At 42.1% G+C, this 12,249-nt stretch carries 16 protein-coding genes; 9 read left to right on the top strand and 7 right to left on the bottom strand.

Annotation, left to right across the window (positions count from 1 at the left end; translation table 11 throughout):
- Nucleotides 1-105: 105 nt before the first annotated feature.
- From AACR11_RS14785 to AACR11_RS14775, 3 genes are all read left to right on the top strand, one after another.
- Nucleotides 106-1,272, top strand: coding sequence for a hypothetical protein (locus AACR11_RS14785; RefSeq protein WP_139374580.1), 1,167 nt, complete (start codon nucleotides 106-108; stop codon nucleotides 1,270-1,272).
- Between the two features lie 10 nt (nucleotides 1,273-1,282).
- The gene (locus AACR11_RS14780; protein WP_053409822.1) at nucleotides 1,283-2,356 is read left to right on the top strand and encodes a S1 family peptidase; all 1,074 of its coding nucleotides are present in this window, start codon (nucleotides 1,283-1,285) and stop codon (nucleotides 2,354-2,356) included.
- Nucleotides 2,357-2,441: 85 nt separating this feature from the next.
- Nucleotides 2,442-3,011 carry a hypothetical protein gene (locus AACR11_RS14775; RefSeq protein ID WP_139374579.1) on the top strand — a complete coding sequence of 190 codons (570 nt, stop codon included), beginning with the start codon at nucleotides 2,442-2,444 and terminating at the stop codon, nucleotides 3,009-3,011.
- Between the two features lie 25 nt (nucleotides 3,012-3,036).
- Here the strand turns inward: AACR11_RS14775 and AACR11_RS14770 are convergent, their stop codons facing one another.
- A complete protein-coding gene (locus AACR11_RS14770) occupies nucleotides 3,037-3,459 on the bottom strand; it encodes a hypothetical protein (protein ID WP_053409824.1) in 423 nt (140 codons plus the stop codon).
- 69 nt (nucleotides 3,460-3,528) lie between these two features.
- Here AACR11_RS14770 and AACR11_RS14765 point away from each other — a divergent pair, with 69 nt between their 5' ends.
- From AACR11_RS14765 to AACR11_RS14740, 6 genes are all read left to right on the top strand, one after another.
- Nucleotides 3,529-3,987 carry a DUF6884 domain-containing protein gene (locus AACR11_RS14765; RefSeq protein WP_053409825.1) on the top strand — a complete coding sequence of 153 codons (459 nt, stop codon included), beginning with the start codon at nucleotides 3,529-3,531 and terminating at the stop codon, nucleotides 3,985-3,987.
- Between the two features lie 71 nt (nucleotides 3,988-4,058).
- Nucleotides 4,059-4,736, top strand: a complete 678-nt coding sequence (locus AACR11_RS14760; protein ID WP_053409826.1) for a hypothetical protein — start codon at nucleotides 4,059-4,061, stop codon at nucleotides 4,734-4,736.
- 12 nt (nucleotides 4,737-4,748) lie between these two features.
- Complete coding sequence (locus AACR11_RS14755) at nucleotides 4,749-5,045, top strand: hypothetical protein (protein WP_053409827.1); 297 nt, start codon at nucleotides 4,749-4,751, stop codon at nucleotides 5,043-5,045.
- A 113-nt stretch (nucleotides 5,046-5,158) separates the two neighbouring features.
- On the top strand, nucleotides 5,159-5,854 hold the full coding sequence (locus AACR11_RS14750) for an NYN domain-containing protein (protein WP_053409828.1): 696 nt from the start codon (nucleotides 5,159-5,161) through the stop codon (nucleotides 5,852-5,854).
- Between the two features lie 48 nt (nucleotides 5,855-5,902).
- Nucleotides 5,903-6,301, top strand: a complete 399-nt coding sequence (locus AACR11_RS14745) for a hypothetical protein (protein ID WP_139374578.1) — start codon at nucleotides 5,903-5,905, stop codon at nucleotides 6,299-6,301.
- 8 nt (nucleotides 6,302-6,309) lie between these two features.
- A complete protein-coding gene (locus AACR11_RS14740) occupies nucleotides 6,310-7,071 on the top strand; it encodes a hypothetical protein (protein WP_053409830.1) in 762 nt (253 codons plus the stop codon).
- Nucleotides 7,072-7,110: 39 nt separating this feature from the next.
- On the opposite strand, the gene AACR11_RS14735 is transcribed toward AACR11_RS14740, so the two are convergent.
- From AACR11_RS14735 to AACR11_RS14710, 6 genes are all read right to left on the bottom strand, one after another.
- The gene (locus tag AACR11_RS14735; RefSeq protein WP_258718588.1) at nucleotides 7,111-7,263 is read right to left on the bottom strand and encodes a hypothetical protein; all 153 of its coding nucleotides are present in this window, start codon (nucleotides 7,261-7,263) and stop codon (nucleotides 7,111-7,113) included.
- Between the two features lie 74 nt (nucleotides 7,264-7,337).
- Nucleotides 7,338-7,856, bottom strand: a complete 519-nt coding sequence (locus AACR11_RS14730) for a hypothetical protein (protein WP_053409933.1) — start codon at nucleotides 7,854-7,856, stop codon at nucleotides 7,338-7,340.
- Nucleotides 7,857-7,891: 35 nt separating this feature from the next.
- Nucleotides 7,892-8,182 (bottom strand): hypothetical protein, encoded by a 291-nt coding sequence (locus tag AACR11_RS14725; RefSeq protein WP_079324404.1) that lies wholly within the window; start codon nucleotides 8,180-8,182, stop codon nucleotides 7,892-7,894.
- Nucleotides 8,183-8,289: 107 nt separating this feature from the next.
- Nucleotides 8,290-10,194, bottom strand: coding sequence for a BRCT domain-containing protein (locus tag AACR11_RS14720; protein ID WP_053409832.1), 1,905 nt, complete (start codon nucleotides 10,192-10,194; stop codon nucleotides 8,290-8,292).
- 234 nt (nucleotides 10,195-10,428) lie between these two features.
- Nucleotides 10,429-11,052, bottom strand: a complete 624-nt coding sequence (locus tag AACR11_RS14715) for a class I SAM-dependent methyltransferase (protein WP_053409833.1) — start codon at nucleotides 11,050-11,052, stop codon at nucleotides 10,429-10,431.
- Between the two features lie 94 nt (nucleotides 11,053-11,146).
- The gene (locus AACR11_RS14710; RefSeq protein ID WP_053409834.1) at nucleotides 11,147-12,202 is read right to left on the bottom strand and encodes an ion channel; all 1,056 of its coding nucleotides are present in this window, start codon (nucleotides 12,200-12,202) and stop codon (nucleotides 11,147-11,149) included.
- Nucleotides 12,203-12,249 lie beyond the last annotated feature (47 nt).

Genomic DNA, 12,249 nt, shown 5'->3' with positions numbered 1-12,249 from the left:
ATGTATTAAACGACAGATGTAAAAACGCGCAAATTTGAAAACGATGGACTGTGTTGTATTTGATCTTGCGCGATTCTGATAGTCGTGTAATTTTGGAAATATGAGTTGGCTTGTATACTGAAATTACAAGCTGAATTGTTATGTGTATATGGAGTAGTTCAAATGGGAAATGATTGCCAAGAATTGAGTTTTTGGAATCGCTTGTATGTCTTGTTTACAGGTAAGTTACCAACCTCTGCTTTGGAAGTTGAACAAGAAGATAAATCACCAAATAGTGTTGAGCTTATGCTCGATTCTGATTTGAAACAGTGGGTAGAAAACTGTTCATATCAACAAAACTGTTCAGCAGTAGATTTCATTCAGAACACGTTAACTTCTGTGAAAGAATCAGAGACTGGGAACATTTCTGTATGCCTTGAAACGGTATGTTCTCGCTTCCGCTATGTTTTTGAAGTGCATAAGATAAATCCGTTCGACATCCCTCTGTTAATCAACAGCAAGGAGATTCCACGTTCAGTGCTAATGGATGATGAAAAGCTTATCGATACTTTAAATGATGATGTATTGGCTGAGGTATCGGAGCGTTTCAATGTCGACATCAAGTGGCTCAAAGGGACCGGCAAAGAATTCCAGAAACACGATGGTCAATTTAAAGTTTATAAAAACGTTGGTTCTCTAGCAGCAAAACTTGCAAAACTTAAACTCAAGAATGAACGAGTGGAACTTCAATTTGTGATTGGTACAGATGAACCAAACACAGAGTATGAATTGTCATTAGGAGATAGTGCCAAGAACGAAACTCAGATAGGAGTGATCTTCAAAAGAACGAAAGTAATAAATGGTAAAGAAATTGCTACTTACAGCGTTTCTGGAAGTGATGATTGGAACTACAAAAAATGCAGAAAACATTACAAGCTCTTGATGATGTTTTGTAAAAAAATGGACATTACGTACTCTGGTCTGTCACTTTCAAAAGATAACTTTAATAAGGTATTTTTTGGTGAATTACCTGCCATTTTAGTTGCTAAGTTCAAGAAAGATACATGGTATCCAACTAGCTACGTATCAAATGATTCTGAAAAGAATCCTGATTTCGAAGGCTACGAGCAATTAAAGAGCATTTACGGCACCCGAGAGGACGAATGCCATATGACTGAAATCGAGCATATCGAACGGGCGTATCGTTTCCCACATTTGGTTGTTGATCGTGACTTATTCGAAGATGGCTTATACGAGAAAAGCTTCATCAAATCAGAAGAAACAGAGAAGTAAAAAGGTTCAAATGAAGAAATTAAGTCTATTCGGTGCTATCTGTTCCGTGTTGCTCCTGACCAACACCTCCACCGCAAGTAGTGAGGAATACAGCACATATATTTATAACGGTTTGACTACTACTACAGATACTTGGCCTTCCTACGCGGCTCTTTATTACGACGCATCAAGTTACACTGGTGTTTATGGCCAATATTGCGGCGCAACAATTATAGATGCTAATCATGTCGCTACGGCTGCGCACTGTATTAGTGATGGAAGTGGAGGGTTGAACGAGGAATATCTTGTGTATACTGCAGTTCTTCCGCAGCTGTCGAATTCAAATCAATTTTTATCTGGTGCAGTAGAGAACATCAGAATTACGAATGTTTACCGTCATCCAGATTATGTGGATTCATCTAGTGAAAGCTCGGTGCCTTGGCCAAATGACATTGCAATCTTAGAGCTTGAAGATGATATGAATGTTTCCAGTTCTGATTACGCGGTGTTGGCAGAATCTACACAAGCAGATTCATACAGAGTAGAAGATGAAAGCTTCATTGCTGTTGGTTTAGGAATGACAGAGAGTGGTAGCTACTCAGATCAATTGTTATACACAACACTGACATATGTCCCAACTGACTCATGCGACATGGGAGCTGGGGAAAATCAGCTGTGTATGCAAGGTGCATATAATGCAAGCACTGGCGTTCGGAACTCTACATGTTCAGGAGATTCGGGAGGTCCTTTATATTGGTATGACGATGACTTGGCTGAATACGTGCAGGTAGGCATCACGAGTTATGGTTGGGATGGCTGTAAGAGTTCAACATCGAGTGATACGTCCGTATTCACTGAGGTTGCGGATTATAGTGACTGGATTGAGTCTGTGTTAAACGACGAAATTACTCCCGATCTGGTTGTGACATCAACAATGCGCGATTCATACAATACAACCGTTGAAGATGCCGATGACATCGATGTTTCAGGCGATGATGAATCAGATTATCAGGCAAACAGTGGTAGCTCTGGTGGTAGCACATCTTTTGGCGCCGTATTCTTCCTGTTAATGGCTGCTTTCATTCGCAAAAGATCTACAAAATAAATCAACGAAAGGGCGGTTTCACGTGTTGCGCGTTTTTTACTTCGATTTTTAATTGTGGGAGTCGAAACGAATAAAGGGCAACACAGTGAAACTATTCCACTACACACTTGGCATTAAACTCGAATCTATCTTTGAAATGGGGCTTTTACGTACCAGCCCGTTAAAGCCTCAGTATCCTGAGAAGCCTATATGCTGGCTATCATCCAACCCTAACTTTGAAATGTCGGCTCTAAAGCTTGGAATGGATATGAGCGGCCAATCCTCTCTGATGACACTCGCACAGATGGCAAAATATGGCGATGGCCTCTACCGTTTTGTTTTTGACTCTGAACAAATGCCGGTAGATATTTACCCTTGGGCGATCTTGAAGCCGCGTTCGAAAGCAAAGCCGAAGATTACTAAGCGACTCATTGAACGGGCTAAATTGGCCAATGCGAATCCAAATGAATGGTTTGGTACTTTGGACCAACCAATTTCAATTGCGAATGCTGTGCTTGAAGTAGGGGAGATTAAGCATAATGGTGAAATTGAATGGTCTGCAGTACACGGCCCTATTAATATTGATAGCCATGTTCTGCAAGTAACTTTAACAGATTTAAAGCGCGCTGGCTTGGGTGTGGAGTGCAGCAATCAAACTTGGGCCGTTGGTCAATAGCCAGTTAGTTTCTAGAGTCCTCGGCTTACGCTGAGGGCTTGTTCATTATCCATAACACCAATTCTTTTTTAGAGTTACCAGGTAGGTCGAAACAAACTTCATCACCATGCCAATGTACACCCTCTGTATCTTGGATACGAAATTCATTCCCCATGAAGTTCAAGTCGAGAGCAAGAACACCTAATTCCCCAGTGCTCGCGCAAATCTTAAACTTAGCCCAGTTACCCAAATCAGTAGAATCCACCTGCTCAATAGTTACGCTTACGCTATTAATAGTTAGCGTTTGTGTTGGTCTGAGAGTTATACTGTTAGATATGTTCTCACTTTTGTTGAACATGATCCGCAGTGAAACACTATCTTCACTTGGGATTAAGACTTGAGCTGATATTGGGAAATTAATTGCGTTCATCTTGATTTTGGGCTTCCACAGTTTTTGTTCAAGTTTCATAGTCTAAATTAGCAGCGGTTTTAAAGCCACTAACTTTCAAAATTGAATTCGTAATAGCAAAGGGAAAGTATGTCAAAATACGAGGTATACATTGTTTCTGCATCCGTAGAACAAGACTGGTCAGAAAAAGCGATTGAGGCTCATTCGTTGTATACGTCACCAATGTTCTGTGCGTGTAAGACATACGTTGAGAAAAAAGGCTCGCCTTGGCTGATTCTTTCGGACATGCATGGAGTCGTTTGGCCAGATACTATGCTTGCACCATATGATTCGGCTCAACTGAGCGATCAGGAAAAAAGTCATCGAATAGAAAGAGCATTTGACCCGGATGCTTTGGCATCAACCTTGATAGTTACCCTGCAGATTCAACCCGAACGCGGATTAGCAATGTCTCAATGGAAGAAAAATATTCTTTCCCAAACAAAATTCATACTCCTTGGTGAGTCTGATTCTCTAGGTTTAGCAGTGACAGAGCTGGGTTTAATTGGATCTCAGGTCGAGTTTTCGCATAAGGGAATCCCTGCATAATTGGCATATTGCGCGTTTACGAAACTGCAATTTAATTGGGGTATCAATTCACTAAATAGAGAATACCCCATATGAATTCTATCAATATCAATCTTACCTTTTCCGTGGAAGGTGTTGTTTTCCCCGAGTCTATATCAGAATCTCTCAAAGAAAATGTTCGTGCAGCAATTGAGGCAAGCATTGCCAACGGTCATCTAACAGACCCTGACGATACACAATCGGTCGTAAAACTTGAGTCTGTGAACGCAATCTCACCATCAGTTTATATTGAGCAAGAAAACGGGCGGTTGGACCGAGTTTTCACAAATGTTCCCGGATTAGAAGTAAACGCAGTAGACCTTGCAGATTGCGAGGAAGAAGAGAATATTTTCGTTCGTGAGGGAAACCATTTCTACCTTTATTCTGGACTAGATTTTAACTACCTATCAGACGTATGCGAAGACGGAACTTTCGACGCACAAGCCTTGAAAATAATCCGAAATGGTAACTTTGTTTCGGTTAGCAAAGAGGATTTTGTTCATAGCAATGCAGATATTGAGATGCGCGATGTATTCCATTCAATTGATGGTGGCTGGTCGACAACAATGCCTACAACGGAAAATGAAGGGATTATTGAATCTGGTTACGAACTTTTCTATGTCAAAGATGGACAAGAATATGTGTTGCACCGTTTTGCTAGAAAAAAGGCAGCTGAACGAGCTATGCCAATCTTTAGCGAAATCCGAGAACGCTTACGTGAAGAATACTAGGTAGGAGTACATATGATCCCAACACCAATATTAATCATGAGTATCGCACTGACGTTAACTATTGGGCTTTACTTTAAGTGGCAAGAGTTGAAGCAAAAGCAGGTATGCATTTCCGAAGGGTGGCAGGAATGCCGTGACAACATAGCAAACTATGAACTTGCAAGAGAAAACACGCATTTAGTTTACATTGGAATAACGCTAACCCTAGCTGTGTTGATTGCGATTGCTGGTGGAACCAACAATGTCGGCAATACGCTGGCAGCAACAGCTGGATTGTTACTCGTATACGGAACATCACGTCAGAAATAATGAAGACAATTTGACGATAATTACGCGGCCATTGCCGCGTTTTTTATGCCTTGCAGGTTGAGTGTTCCATGATTTCATTGGGCTTAACCTAGAAAAATGTGGAGCAAGACCCGATGAAAAGAACGATCTGTTTGATTGATGCTGAGAACTATTCAGCCAAGAAACTGAGTGAAGTGACTAAGTTTATTCAACGAACCGACAACCTTATAGAAATGCGTGTGTATGGTGACTTCTCAAGGCCGGGGCTCAAGACCTGGAAGAAATACGCCATCTCTAAAAGCATGGTTTTAGTTAATGAACCTGGGGCTGTTGCTGGGAAAAACAGTAGTGACATATCTTTAGTGGTAGATGCAATGACCTTGCTGTATGAGCGACGCAGTGAGTTTGACCAAGTAGCTTTGATCACTTCGGATTCTGATTTCGCAGTTCTAGCTCGACGATTCAGAAACTTGGGGGTCGATGTTCAGGGGTTTGGTGAAGCTAAGGCTCCTGAGAGCTTCCGTATGGCTTGCAATAACTATTGGTGCTACAACGAGGTGGTAGAAGAAAACAAACGTCCTCACGGTCTTTCTGGGCCGCTTTTAAAGCTTATCAAATTACTTAAGAAGGCCATTAAACAGAATTTGAATTCTGATGGCTGGGCTATGACCGCCAGTGTTAATAGAAGTGTACGTTCACTAAACCCTAGTATCCATCATAAACGTTATGGTGCGAAAAAATTCTCTGATTTGTTCAGGAGATCGGATTTGAGAACTATGTTCGAATTGAGAAGAGTAGGGGATTCATTACAGGTAAAAATAGCATGTTAACTTTTCATGGTGTTACAATAACGCTAAATATTGAAAGCGGAGTAATACGTGTATTTTGAAAATGGTTATCTGAGAAGCCGTACAATCGAGCAGTATCTAGAAAGACATCGATCAGGTCATTTAAGCAAGAAACAATCTACTCTGTTCCTGTTTTGCCTGTATATCCAAAACATTCTTGAGTCTTGGCTCTTTCACGGATTAATGGTTGTAACTATTGCGGTTAGCGCTACAGGCGCATTTGGAATTGAGCCGCCATTGTGGTCAATCCTGGTCACGAGTTTTCTTACGTTAACGTCACCACTGTTTCCTGTTGTGAAAGTGCTAAAAATTAGCTCTGCATACAAGGCAGGACGTGCAGATGCTGAAAACAATAAGCCATACAACAATCGATATAAGCGTTATAGCCAAGCCTTTGACGCATATAGCGCGGGCTATTCAGAGGGCTGATTCTAAAGATGGCAGTACTCCCGAAAGCAGAGAGACTGGCGTTACTTGCGCAGTCCACATACGGTAGTGGCAAGCATACTGGCAGCAATAGTAAAACAGCCAGTAAACAGCGTCGAACTGGGTTCAGGCAAGTTAGTGCAAAGCAACTACCTCAAAACGGAACCCTATCACTTGTAGAGTTCAATGACCTTACTGCACAGCAAGAAAAAATTGAAACCAATCCACATAAGCAAGAGATCATCCGTTTAGACGAACGTCCAGACCTGATTTCTAAAGACAGGGAGCATTACGAGCAAACTCTATTTTTTGACTACGTATATGAGCGTTATCCTGAGTATTACAATTTTTTAGCAGCAACACCAAACGGCGGTTTTAGACGCAAAGGTGAGCGTTTCAGGTTGTGCGCAGAAGGGCAGAAAGCTGGTTGGCCAGACTGCCAATTTGCCTGCCCAAAACTAGGGTTTCATGGGCTATACATTGAATTTAAACGACCTGTTGATTCATATCGCTCAATATCAGAAGCCAGAAATGCATTAAAGCCTCACCAATTGGCTACTCTACGGATGCTCCTATCACAAGGGTATGCAGCTAAAGTTGCTTACGGGGCACATGAGGCCATAGCGATTTTTGAATCGTATATAGGAGTTGGAGGTGATTATGACAACGTAGTGTTATTCTGTCCTAAATCGGTATTGAAACCACCTGAACCTGGGGAAGTATTAGAGCTTAAGCGAAATTCATTTGAAATATTAGAAGCCGAGTACGCTTAGCCCAAAGTAAAGGCGCATCATAGAATGCGCCTTTAGCTTTTATGACGTTAAGACAATACCAACCGTGGCGGTCAATATGCTTAGGCACAATACAAGAACAGAGAGTTGTACCAGTATTGGTTTGTCATCGAGGGTTTTGATCAACTTTGTTAGCGCGTTAATCAGCACTGTTAGAGCTTTGATATATTTCATTTGCTTTTTTATTTAAAAGAAGCATAGAAATTTTCTCTGGTGTACTGCAAGGGCAGCTTAGAAATAAATGCAATTTATTTTTTGCCAGAGGGTAGGGTTAGGTATAAGTCGTCTGCCGTGATTCGCCCCATAAACAGCATTATGTCAAGCACGTCCTTGTAGCCATCCAAGATTGCCTTTTTGGTCTGTTTGTAGGCTTCCTCTCTACCTCTGTTTCTGATCGAACGTACAACAGACTTCATCTTTCTTTGACCATTAACAACAACAGGGAATTTAGCCAAATAGCATTCATCAATGGTATCACCCCGTGGTTTAAATATGATCTTTGGTTCAAGTGTATGAGGCAACCGTGTGAAGAGATACCTATCTCTTAATACTTGATGCCAGTACTTACCCCAAGCTCGTTCGCCAATCTCGTCACGTATTTTAACAGCCTTTATTAACGCTAATCGTTCATTACTCTTTATGAATCCAATACTTTGAAAGGTTGTAGTGTCATCAGGTAAATGGACGTGGATTTTCACGGCTACATCCGATTTTGATATAAACCGGTATTTCACAGATGAAACCAAGTTCGACTTGTTTACACTCATTTTCTTCCCAGTCATACGGTTGTGATAGTCGATGTTTAGAGATCTTTAGGCACGTCTATCGTAGACATGAAATCAGTAAGATCTCTTGATGCTTTGATGTTCCTCTCTACACGAGAGACAGAGAAAATAACGCCAGATCCTGCTTGCCATGTTCCGCAGTGACCGTCATTCACATAAAACAAGGTTAGGTCTGAACCGTGCTCACTATGCTTTTCGGTAGTTATACTACAGTCAGAATATAGCGATTCAATCTTGTTGCGAAAAACGGCTAGTGAAACTGTGCCATCAAAGCGGTGTGCATCTGAGTTGTTCTGTGTGTTGTTCATTTGTATCTCAATGAGCTGTTGGATGATTTAATTAGGCTACGTTACTTGCTGCAACCCGCAATGAACAAAGCCAGCGTTTTAAGCTGGCCTTGTATGGTAGGAGATGGTTAGTCTTTATAGCGCTCCCAGTATTCACTCTCGGAGATGATTTCAACACCAAGCTCTTTAGATTGCTCTAATTTTTTCTGTCCCACTTTCTCGCCGCAGCAAAGTACATTCGTTTTCTTGTTAATAGATTTCTGAACGTTAGCGCCTTTCGATTTCGCATCTGCCTGCATTTCATCGCGGCTACCGCTCATAGTGCCAGTGAATACGATGTTAACGCCACTTAGTGAGCCATTCGCAGATGTCTCGCTTAATTCCTTTTCAATGTCCTGTGTATGCTGGATATTGAAGCCACGAGACAAAAGAAAGTTCAGAGAGTCACGACGCGCTGTAAGCGATTCTGAGATGTGCTTTGAGTTTTTCTTACCGAATCCATGAATAGCACTTAAATCACTCTCAGTAAGGCTACCCAGTTCGTCAATGCGGAAGTGTTTTAGAATGTTCATACTCGCTGAACGACCGAGTTTTGAAATACCTAAACTAGCGACAAGGAACTTATCTTGAATAGGCTCACGGATTCCTCGTTGAATTTCAGATACAAGGTTGGCAGCTTGTCCCGAACCAAAACCAATATTGATAAATGACTCTTCGTTCATTAGATAAATCTGTTCAAAACACGTGAAATCATTGTCAATTAGACGCTGAATCGTTGCGCTACCAAAGTTGTCAATACCAAGCATTTTGAAGTGATGCGAGATAGCGCGACCTTGTTGTGCAGGGCATGAAATGTTTTTGCACGCGATGAATGTGTTAATACCAGTCATAGGATTTTTAAGCCATTCTGTCGGCTCACCGCAGCACGGACAGTTAGTTGGAATGTTGGGGGTTACAGGCTCTAAAGTTGTTAAATGATTTGGGATAACTTCACCAGATCTTATCAAGCGAAATTTTGCTCCAATACCTAGACCGTGGTCTTTCACGTACTTTGCATTCTTCCCTGAAATCTTTGTAATCACTGCACCAGACAGTTCCGTTGGTGGGATAGTGAATACGTGGGTAATACGACCAGTCTTGCCAACAGAAAGTGTTTCACCAATGATTTCCACATCTACGGTTTCACCAGCCTCTTTCTTGGCTATTTGCCAGTTGTGGTAGCGATTGTTGCTACCCATTTTTACTTTGAGTTCATCAGATTCAACTTCAATGACAGTTCCGTCCAAAGGATATGGAGATGATTCTTTTGTGCGTAGTACAAGTTCATCAAGGTTAGCCAGTAGTTCGTCACCACTCACTACAATCACTGGCATGTCGCGGTACAGTACAAGGTGAATGGCTCCGTCCTTGAGAGCTTTTAAAGCCGCGTCGCTATATGTTGATGCACTAGCTGCTCCGCTTACGAAATTACGTGGATGTGCGAAGTCATCTGCTAGATTGTCTTCGAAATAGGCAGTAGGCATTACCACCTCACCCACGCCATCACGACTCGCGTCACCGACAATCACAAGCCCATTATCTAGCAGTTGGCTAATGTCGTTACCGAATGTTCCATCGCCTCGTGTTACAAGTTGGCGAGTGGAAGCTACATAGCGGCCTGCAATACCGTCCAGTTTTGCTAAGACACGGAACTTAACATCTTCTGGATTCATGCCAATTGAGGAAGCGATTGAATGGCAGCGATCAACATAGGTTTTGATTTCACTTAGTTCATACGCCTTGTCTGTCGAAAGCATGGGGGTTGGATGCCCTATACGACCTTTCGCATTGTCAGCGGCGGTGTCAGTAGGTTGTGGTTGTGAGAAGAAAACATTTTCAGGATCTTGAGCAAAAAGCTCACTAGCATAAAAGTCAAATGATTCGTCAGACACGACTGGAGAGCCTTTACGGTACTCGCTGTTTAGGTAAACACATAGCTCTGATAGCTGAGTAGTTGATAGTGTCTGAACTGGTTGCGTAAGTAGATTTTGCATTTAAATTTCCACAGTGTTTTGGTTGGTTTAAAACAACTATATTTACAATTGGAGATCGCACAATAGCTGAAAACATAGCGATATATGGGCAATAAGAGGGGAGGTTTAGGGGTATTAAAACTACGTTGAAGATAAACAGACAGAAGTCCCACAAGACACCTGCCTGTTATTGTTCTTCGGTGAGAAAATTGATTGTGACTTCTATGCAGCCCGGCGCGACTGCTCAACAGTAAGTTATTGTACTAGGCTAAGTTGCGTGGAGTTCCCTGTAACCTCTAAGAAGTCATGTGAGCACTCAACTAATCGAAATGCGCCTTTGGTTGGAATCTCTCTAACGGATGCAAAATACTGTTGTGCTTCCAGCTTTAGCTCGTTTTTCAGGTAACCTTTTTGGAATGTTGATCGGAGCGTCCTTAGACCGTCTTGCTCACGAACACCCTTTAAGCCACGGTCAGTGGAAGAACGAGCGGCAATGTACGCTTTTCCTTTACAAACCGAAGCCATTTGTTTCCATACATGGTCACGTGCAGCTGGTGGTAAAGTGTTAACGACGAAAGCAGAAAATACCGTGTCGTATGAATTACCCAGCAGTTCCGGGAAGGGAGCGTACACATAATCATAATCGTGGCAAAAAGCCACTTTGTTAATCGCGTCTGAATCTTGGCTAGTTCTGCCTTTGCCATAATTCAAGACACTACCTTTAATCAATCCTGCTTTGAGCAACTGCTTGAGTGGAGCCGATGGAGAGCTACGAGCTATAGAAGTCCTCGCACTGATTTTGAAGTCTTCTATGAGCGATTCTGTAGGCACTGTAGGCTGTAGAGAATCAATTGGTACAGAGAGTAACTGTTTGGGCATGTCTAAATCCTTCATTGTTAATTAGGATCTATATTTGCAGGCACTTTAAAACGCGCAAAAAAAATGGCCGCTGAAAGCGACCATTGATACGTGTTTAAGCAGCTTGCCAATCAACTTCATCGCTCATGACTCGATTAGCGGCGATGTAGTGAATAAAATGACCAGACTCTACCAAATGGTTTTCATCGGGATTAAGGATTACGTCATCACCAGACTGTAGTGTTGAAACTGCAATCAACGTGGCTTTATTTCTTTTCCTCATTATGTCGGATAGTTGCCCAATGCTTACTGGAGAGTGTAAAAGAGGGACTTGCAGAGAAAATTGAGTCGCACCCGTTAGAGGATTTAGCAACTGGCTAATCACTCGACTAGAGCCGGGGTCTTGCATCGATCGTGCAAGTAAAGATGATGTCCGGTTCGTGCCGCATTCAACATTCTTGCAGTGTTTGTCTAACAGCTCTGCGTTCGCAGGTGAATCAAAGTAAGCAACGATGTGGCATTTTTCATTTACAGCAGATGATAACGACAAAGAGGCCGTCAAGGTCTGTTCATCATTCTCTGCGTGGATAATTACTCGATTTGCCGCGTGTGCCGCGATTCGTTCAAGTTCATTTACATCTGAAAATGAGGTGACTTTAGCAAAGGACACCTCTGATAAGTCAGGCAAAGGGTGTGTCATTGAAGAATCTTTTACGCATAAGAGAATATTTCCGTTTTGGCGTCGTTCGTCAGATAAAATGCACTTGATCAGTGAATCCGTTTCTTCGCCCCGGTAGCCGACAACGAGAACGTGTTTATTAAAGCTATTAAAATCTGAGGTTCCATTCATGTTTCGCTCGATAATTTCCCGTGTTTGATTAATCATTTTCCCAAGTAACGCCCCGAAGATGGCTAAAGATACCGGTAACTGGTAGATGGCCATGAACAATGAGCCTGGGTCAGTTACAGGGGTCAGTACGCCGAACCCAACTGTGCTTCCTGATACCGACATGTAGCGGATAAAATTAATAGGTTGAATTAGTTCAAATTCACCACATAAGTAAAAGCCAGCCCAACAAATCGCGTAATGCAGCCCAACGACACCGAGCAACGACCGCCATGTCACTTTGTGTAGGTGGTGTGCAACAATCTGATAGACCTTACGTATCATTATCACTTGTTCACCCTGTAATTAACGAAAAATGCAATTCTAACGTT

The sequence above is a fragment of the Vibrio sp. L85 genome (assembly GCF_963871815.1).
Taxonomy (GTDB): domain Bacteria; phylum Pseudomonadota; class Gammaproteobacteria; order Enterobacterales; family Vibrionaceae; genus Vibrio; species Vibrio harveyi.
Note: the sequence above shows the minus strand (reverse complement) of the source record. Positions and strands in the feature narration are given on the sequence as shown.

What these genes read in the sequence shown, in the direction of transcription:
- AACR11_RS14780 (WP_053409822.1), top strand. Translation starts at nt 1,283, where the DNA reads ATGAAGAAATTAAGTCTATTCGGTGCTATCTGTTCCGTGTTGCTCCTG.
- AACR11_RS14710 (WP_053409834.1), bottom strand. Translation starts at nt 12,202, where the DNA reads ATGATACGTAAGGTCTATCAGATTGTTGCACACCACCTACACAAAGTG.
- AACR11_RS14720 (WP_053409832.1), bottom strand. Translation starts at nt 10,194, where the DNA reads ATGCAAAATCTACTTACGCAACCAGTTCAGACACTATCAACTACTCAG.
- AACR11_RS14715 (WP_053409833.1), bottom strand. Translation starts at nt 11,052, where the DNA reads ATGCCCAAACAGTTACTCTCTGTACCAATTGATTCTCTACAGCCTACA.
- AACR11_RS14760 (WP_053409826.1), top strand. Translation starts at nt 4,059, where the DNA reads ATGAATTCTATCAATATCAATCTTACCTTTTCCGTGGAAGGTGTTGTT.
- AACR11_RS14770 (WP_053409824.1), bottom strand. Translation starts at nt 3,459, where the DNA reads ATGAAACTTGAACAAAAACTGTGGAAGCCCAAAATCAAGATGAACGCA.
- AACR11_RS14735 (WP_258718588.1), bottom strand. Translation starts at nt 7,263, where the DNA reads ATGAAATATATCAAAGCTCTAACAGTGCTGATTAACGCGCTAACAAAG.
- AACR11_RS14750 (WP_053409828.1), top strand. Translation starts at nt 5,159, where the DNA reads ATGAAAAGAACGATCTGTTTGATTGATGCTGAGAACTATTCAGCCAAG.
- AACR11_RS14765 (WP_053409825.1), top strand. Translation starts at nt 3,529, where the DNA reads ATGTCAAAATACGAGGTATACATTGTTTCTGCATCCGTAGAACAAGAC.
- AACR11_RS14740 (WP_053409830.1), top strand. Translation starts at nt 6,310, where the DNA reads ATGGCAGTACTCCCGAAAGCAGAGAGACTGGCGTTACTTGCGCAGTCC.
- AACR11_RS14725 (WP_079324404.1), bottom strand. Translation starts at nt 8,182, where the DNA reads ATGAACAACACACAGAACAACTCAGATGCACACCGCTTTGATGGCACA.
- AACR11_RS14755 (WP_053409827.1), top strand. Translation starts at nt 4,749, where the DNA reads ATGATCCCAACACCAATATTAATCATGAGTATCGCACTGACGTTAACT.
- AACR11_RS14730 (WP_053409933.1), bottom strand. Translation starts at nt 7,856, where the DNA reads ATGAGTGTAAACAAGTCGAACTTGGTTTCATCTGTGAAATACCGGTTT.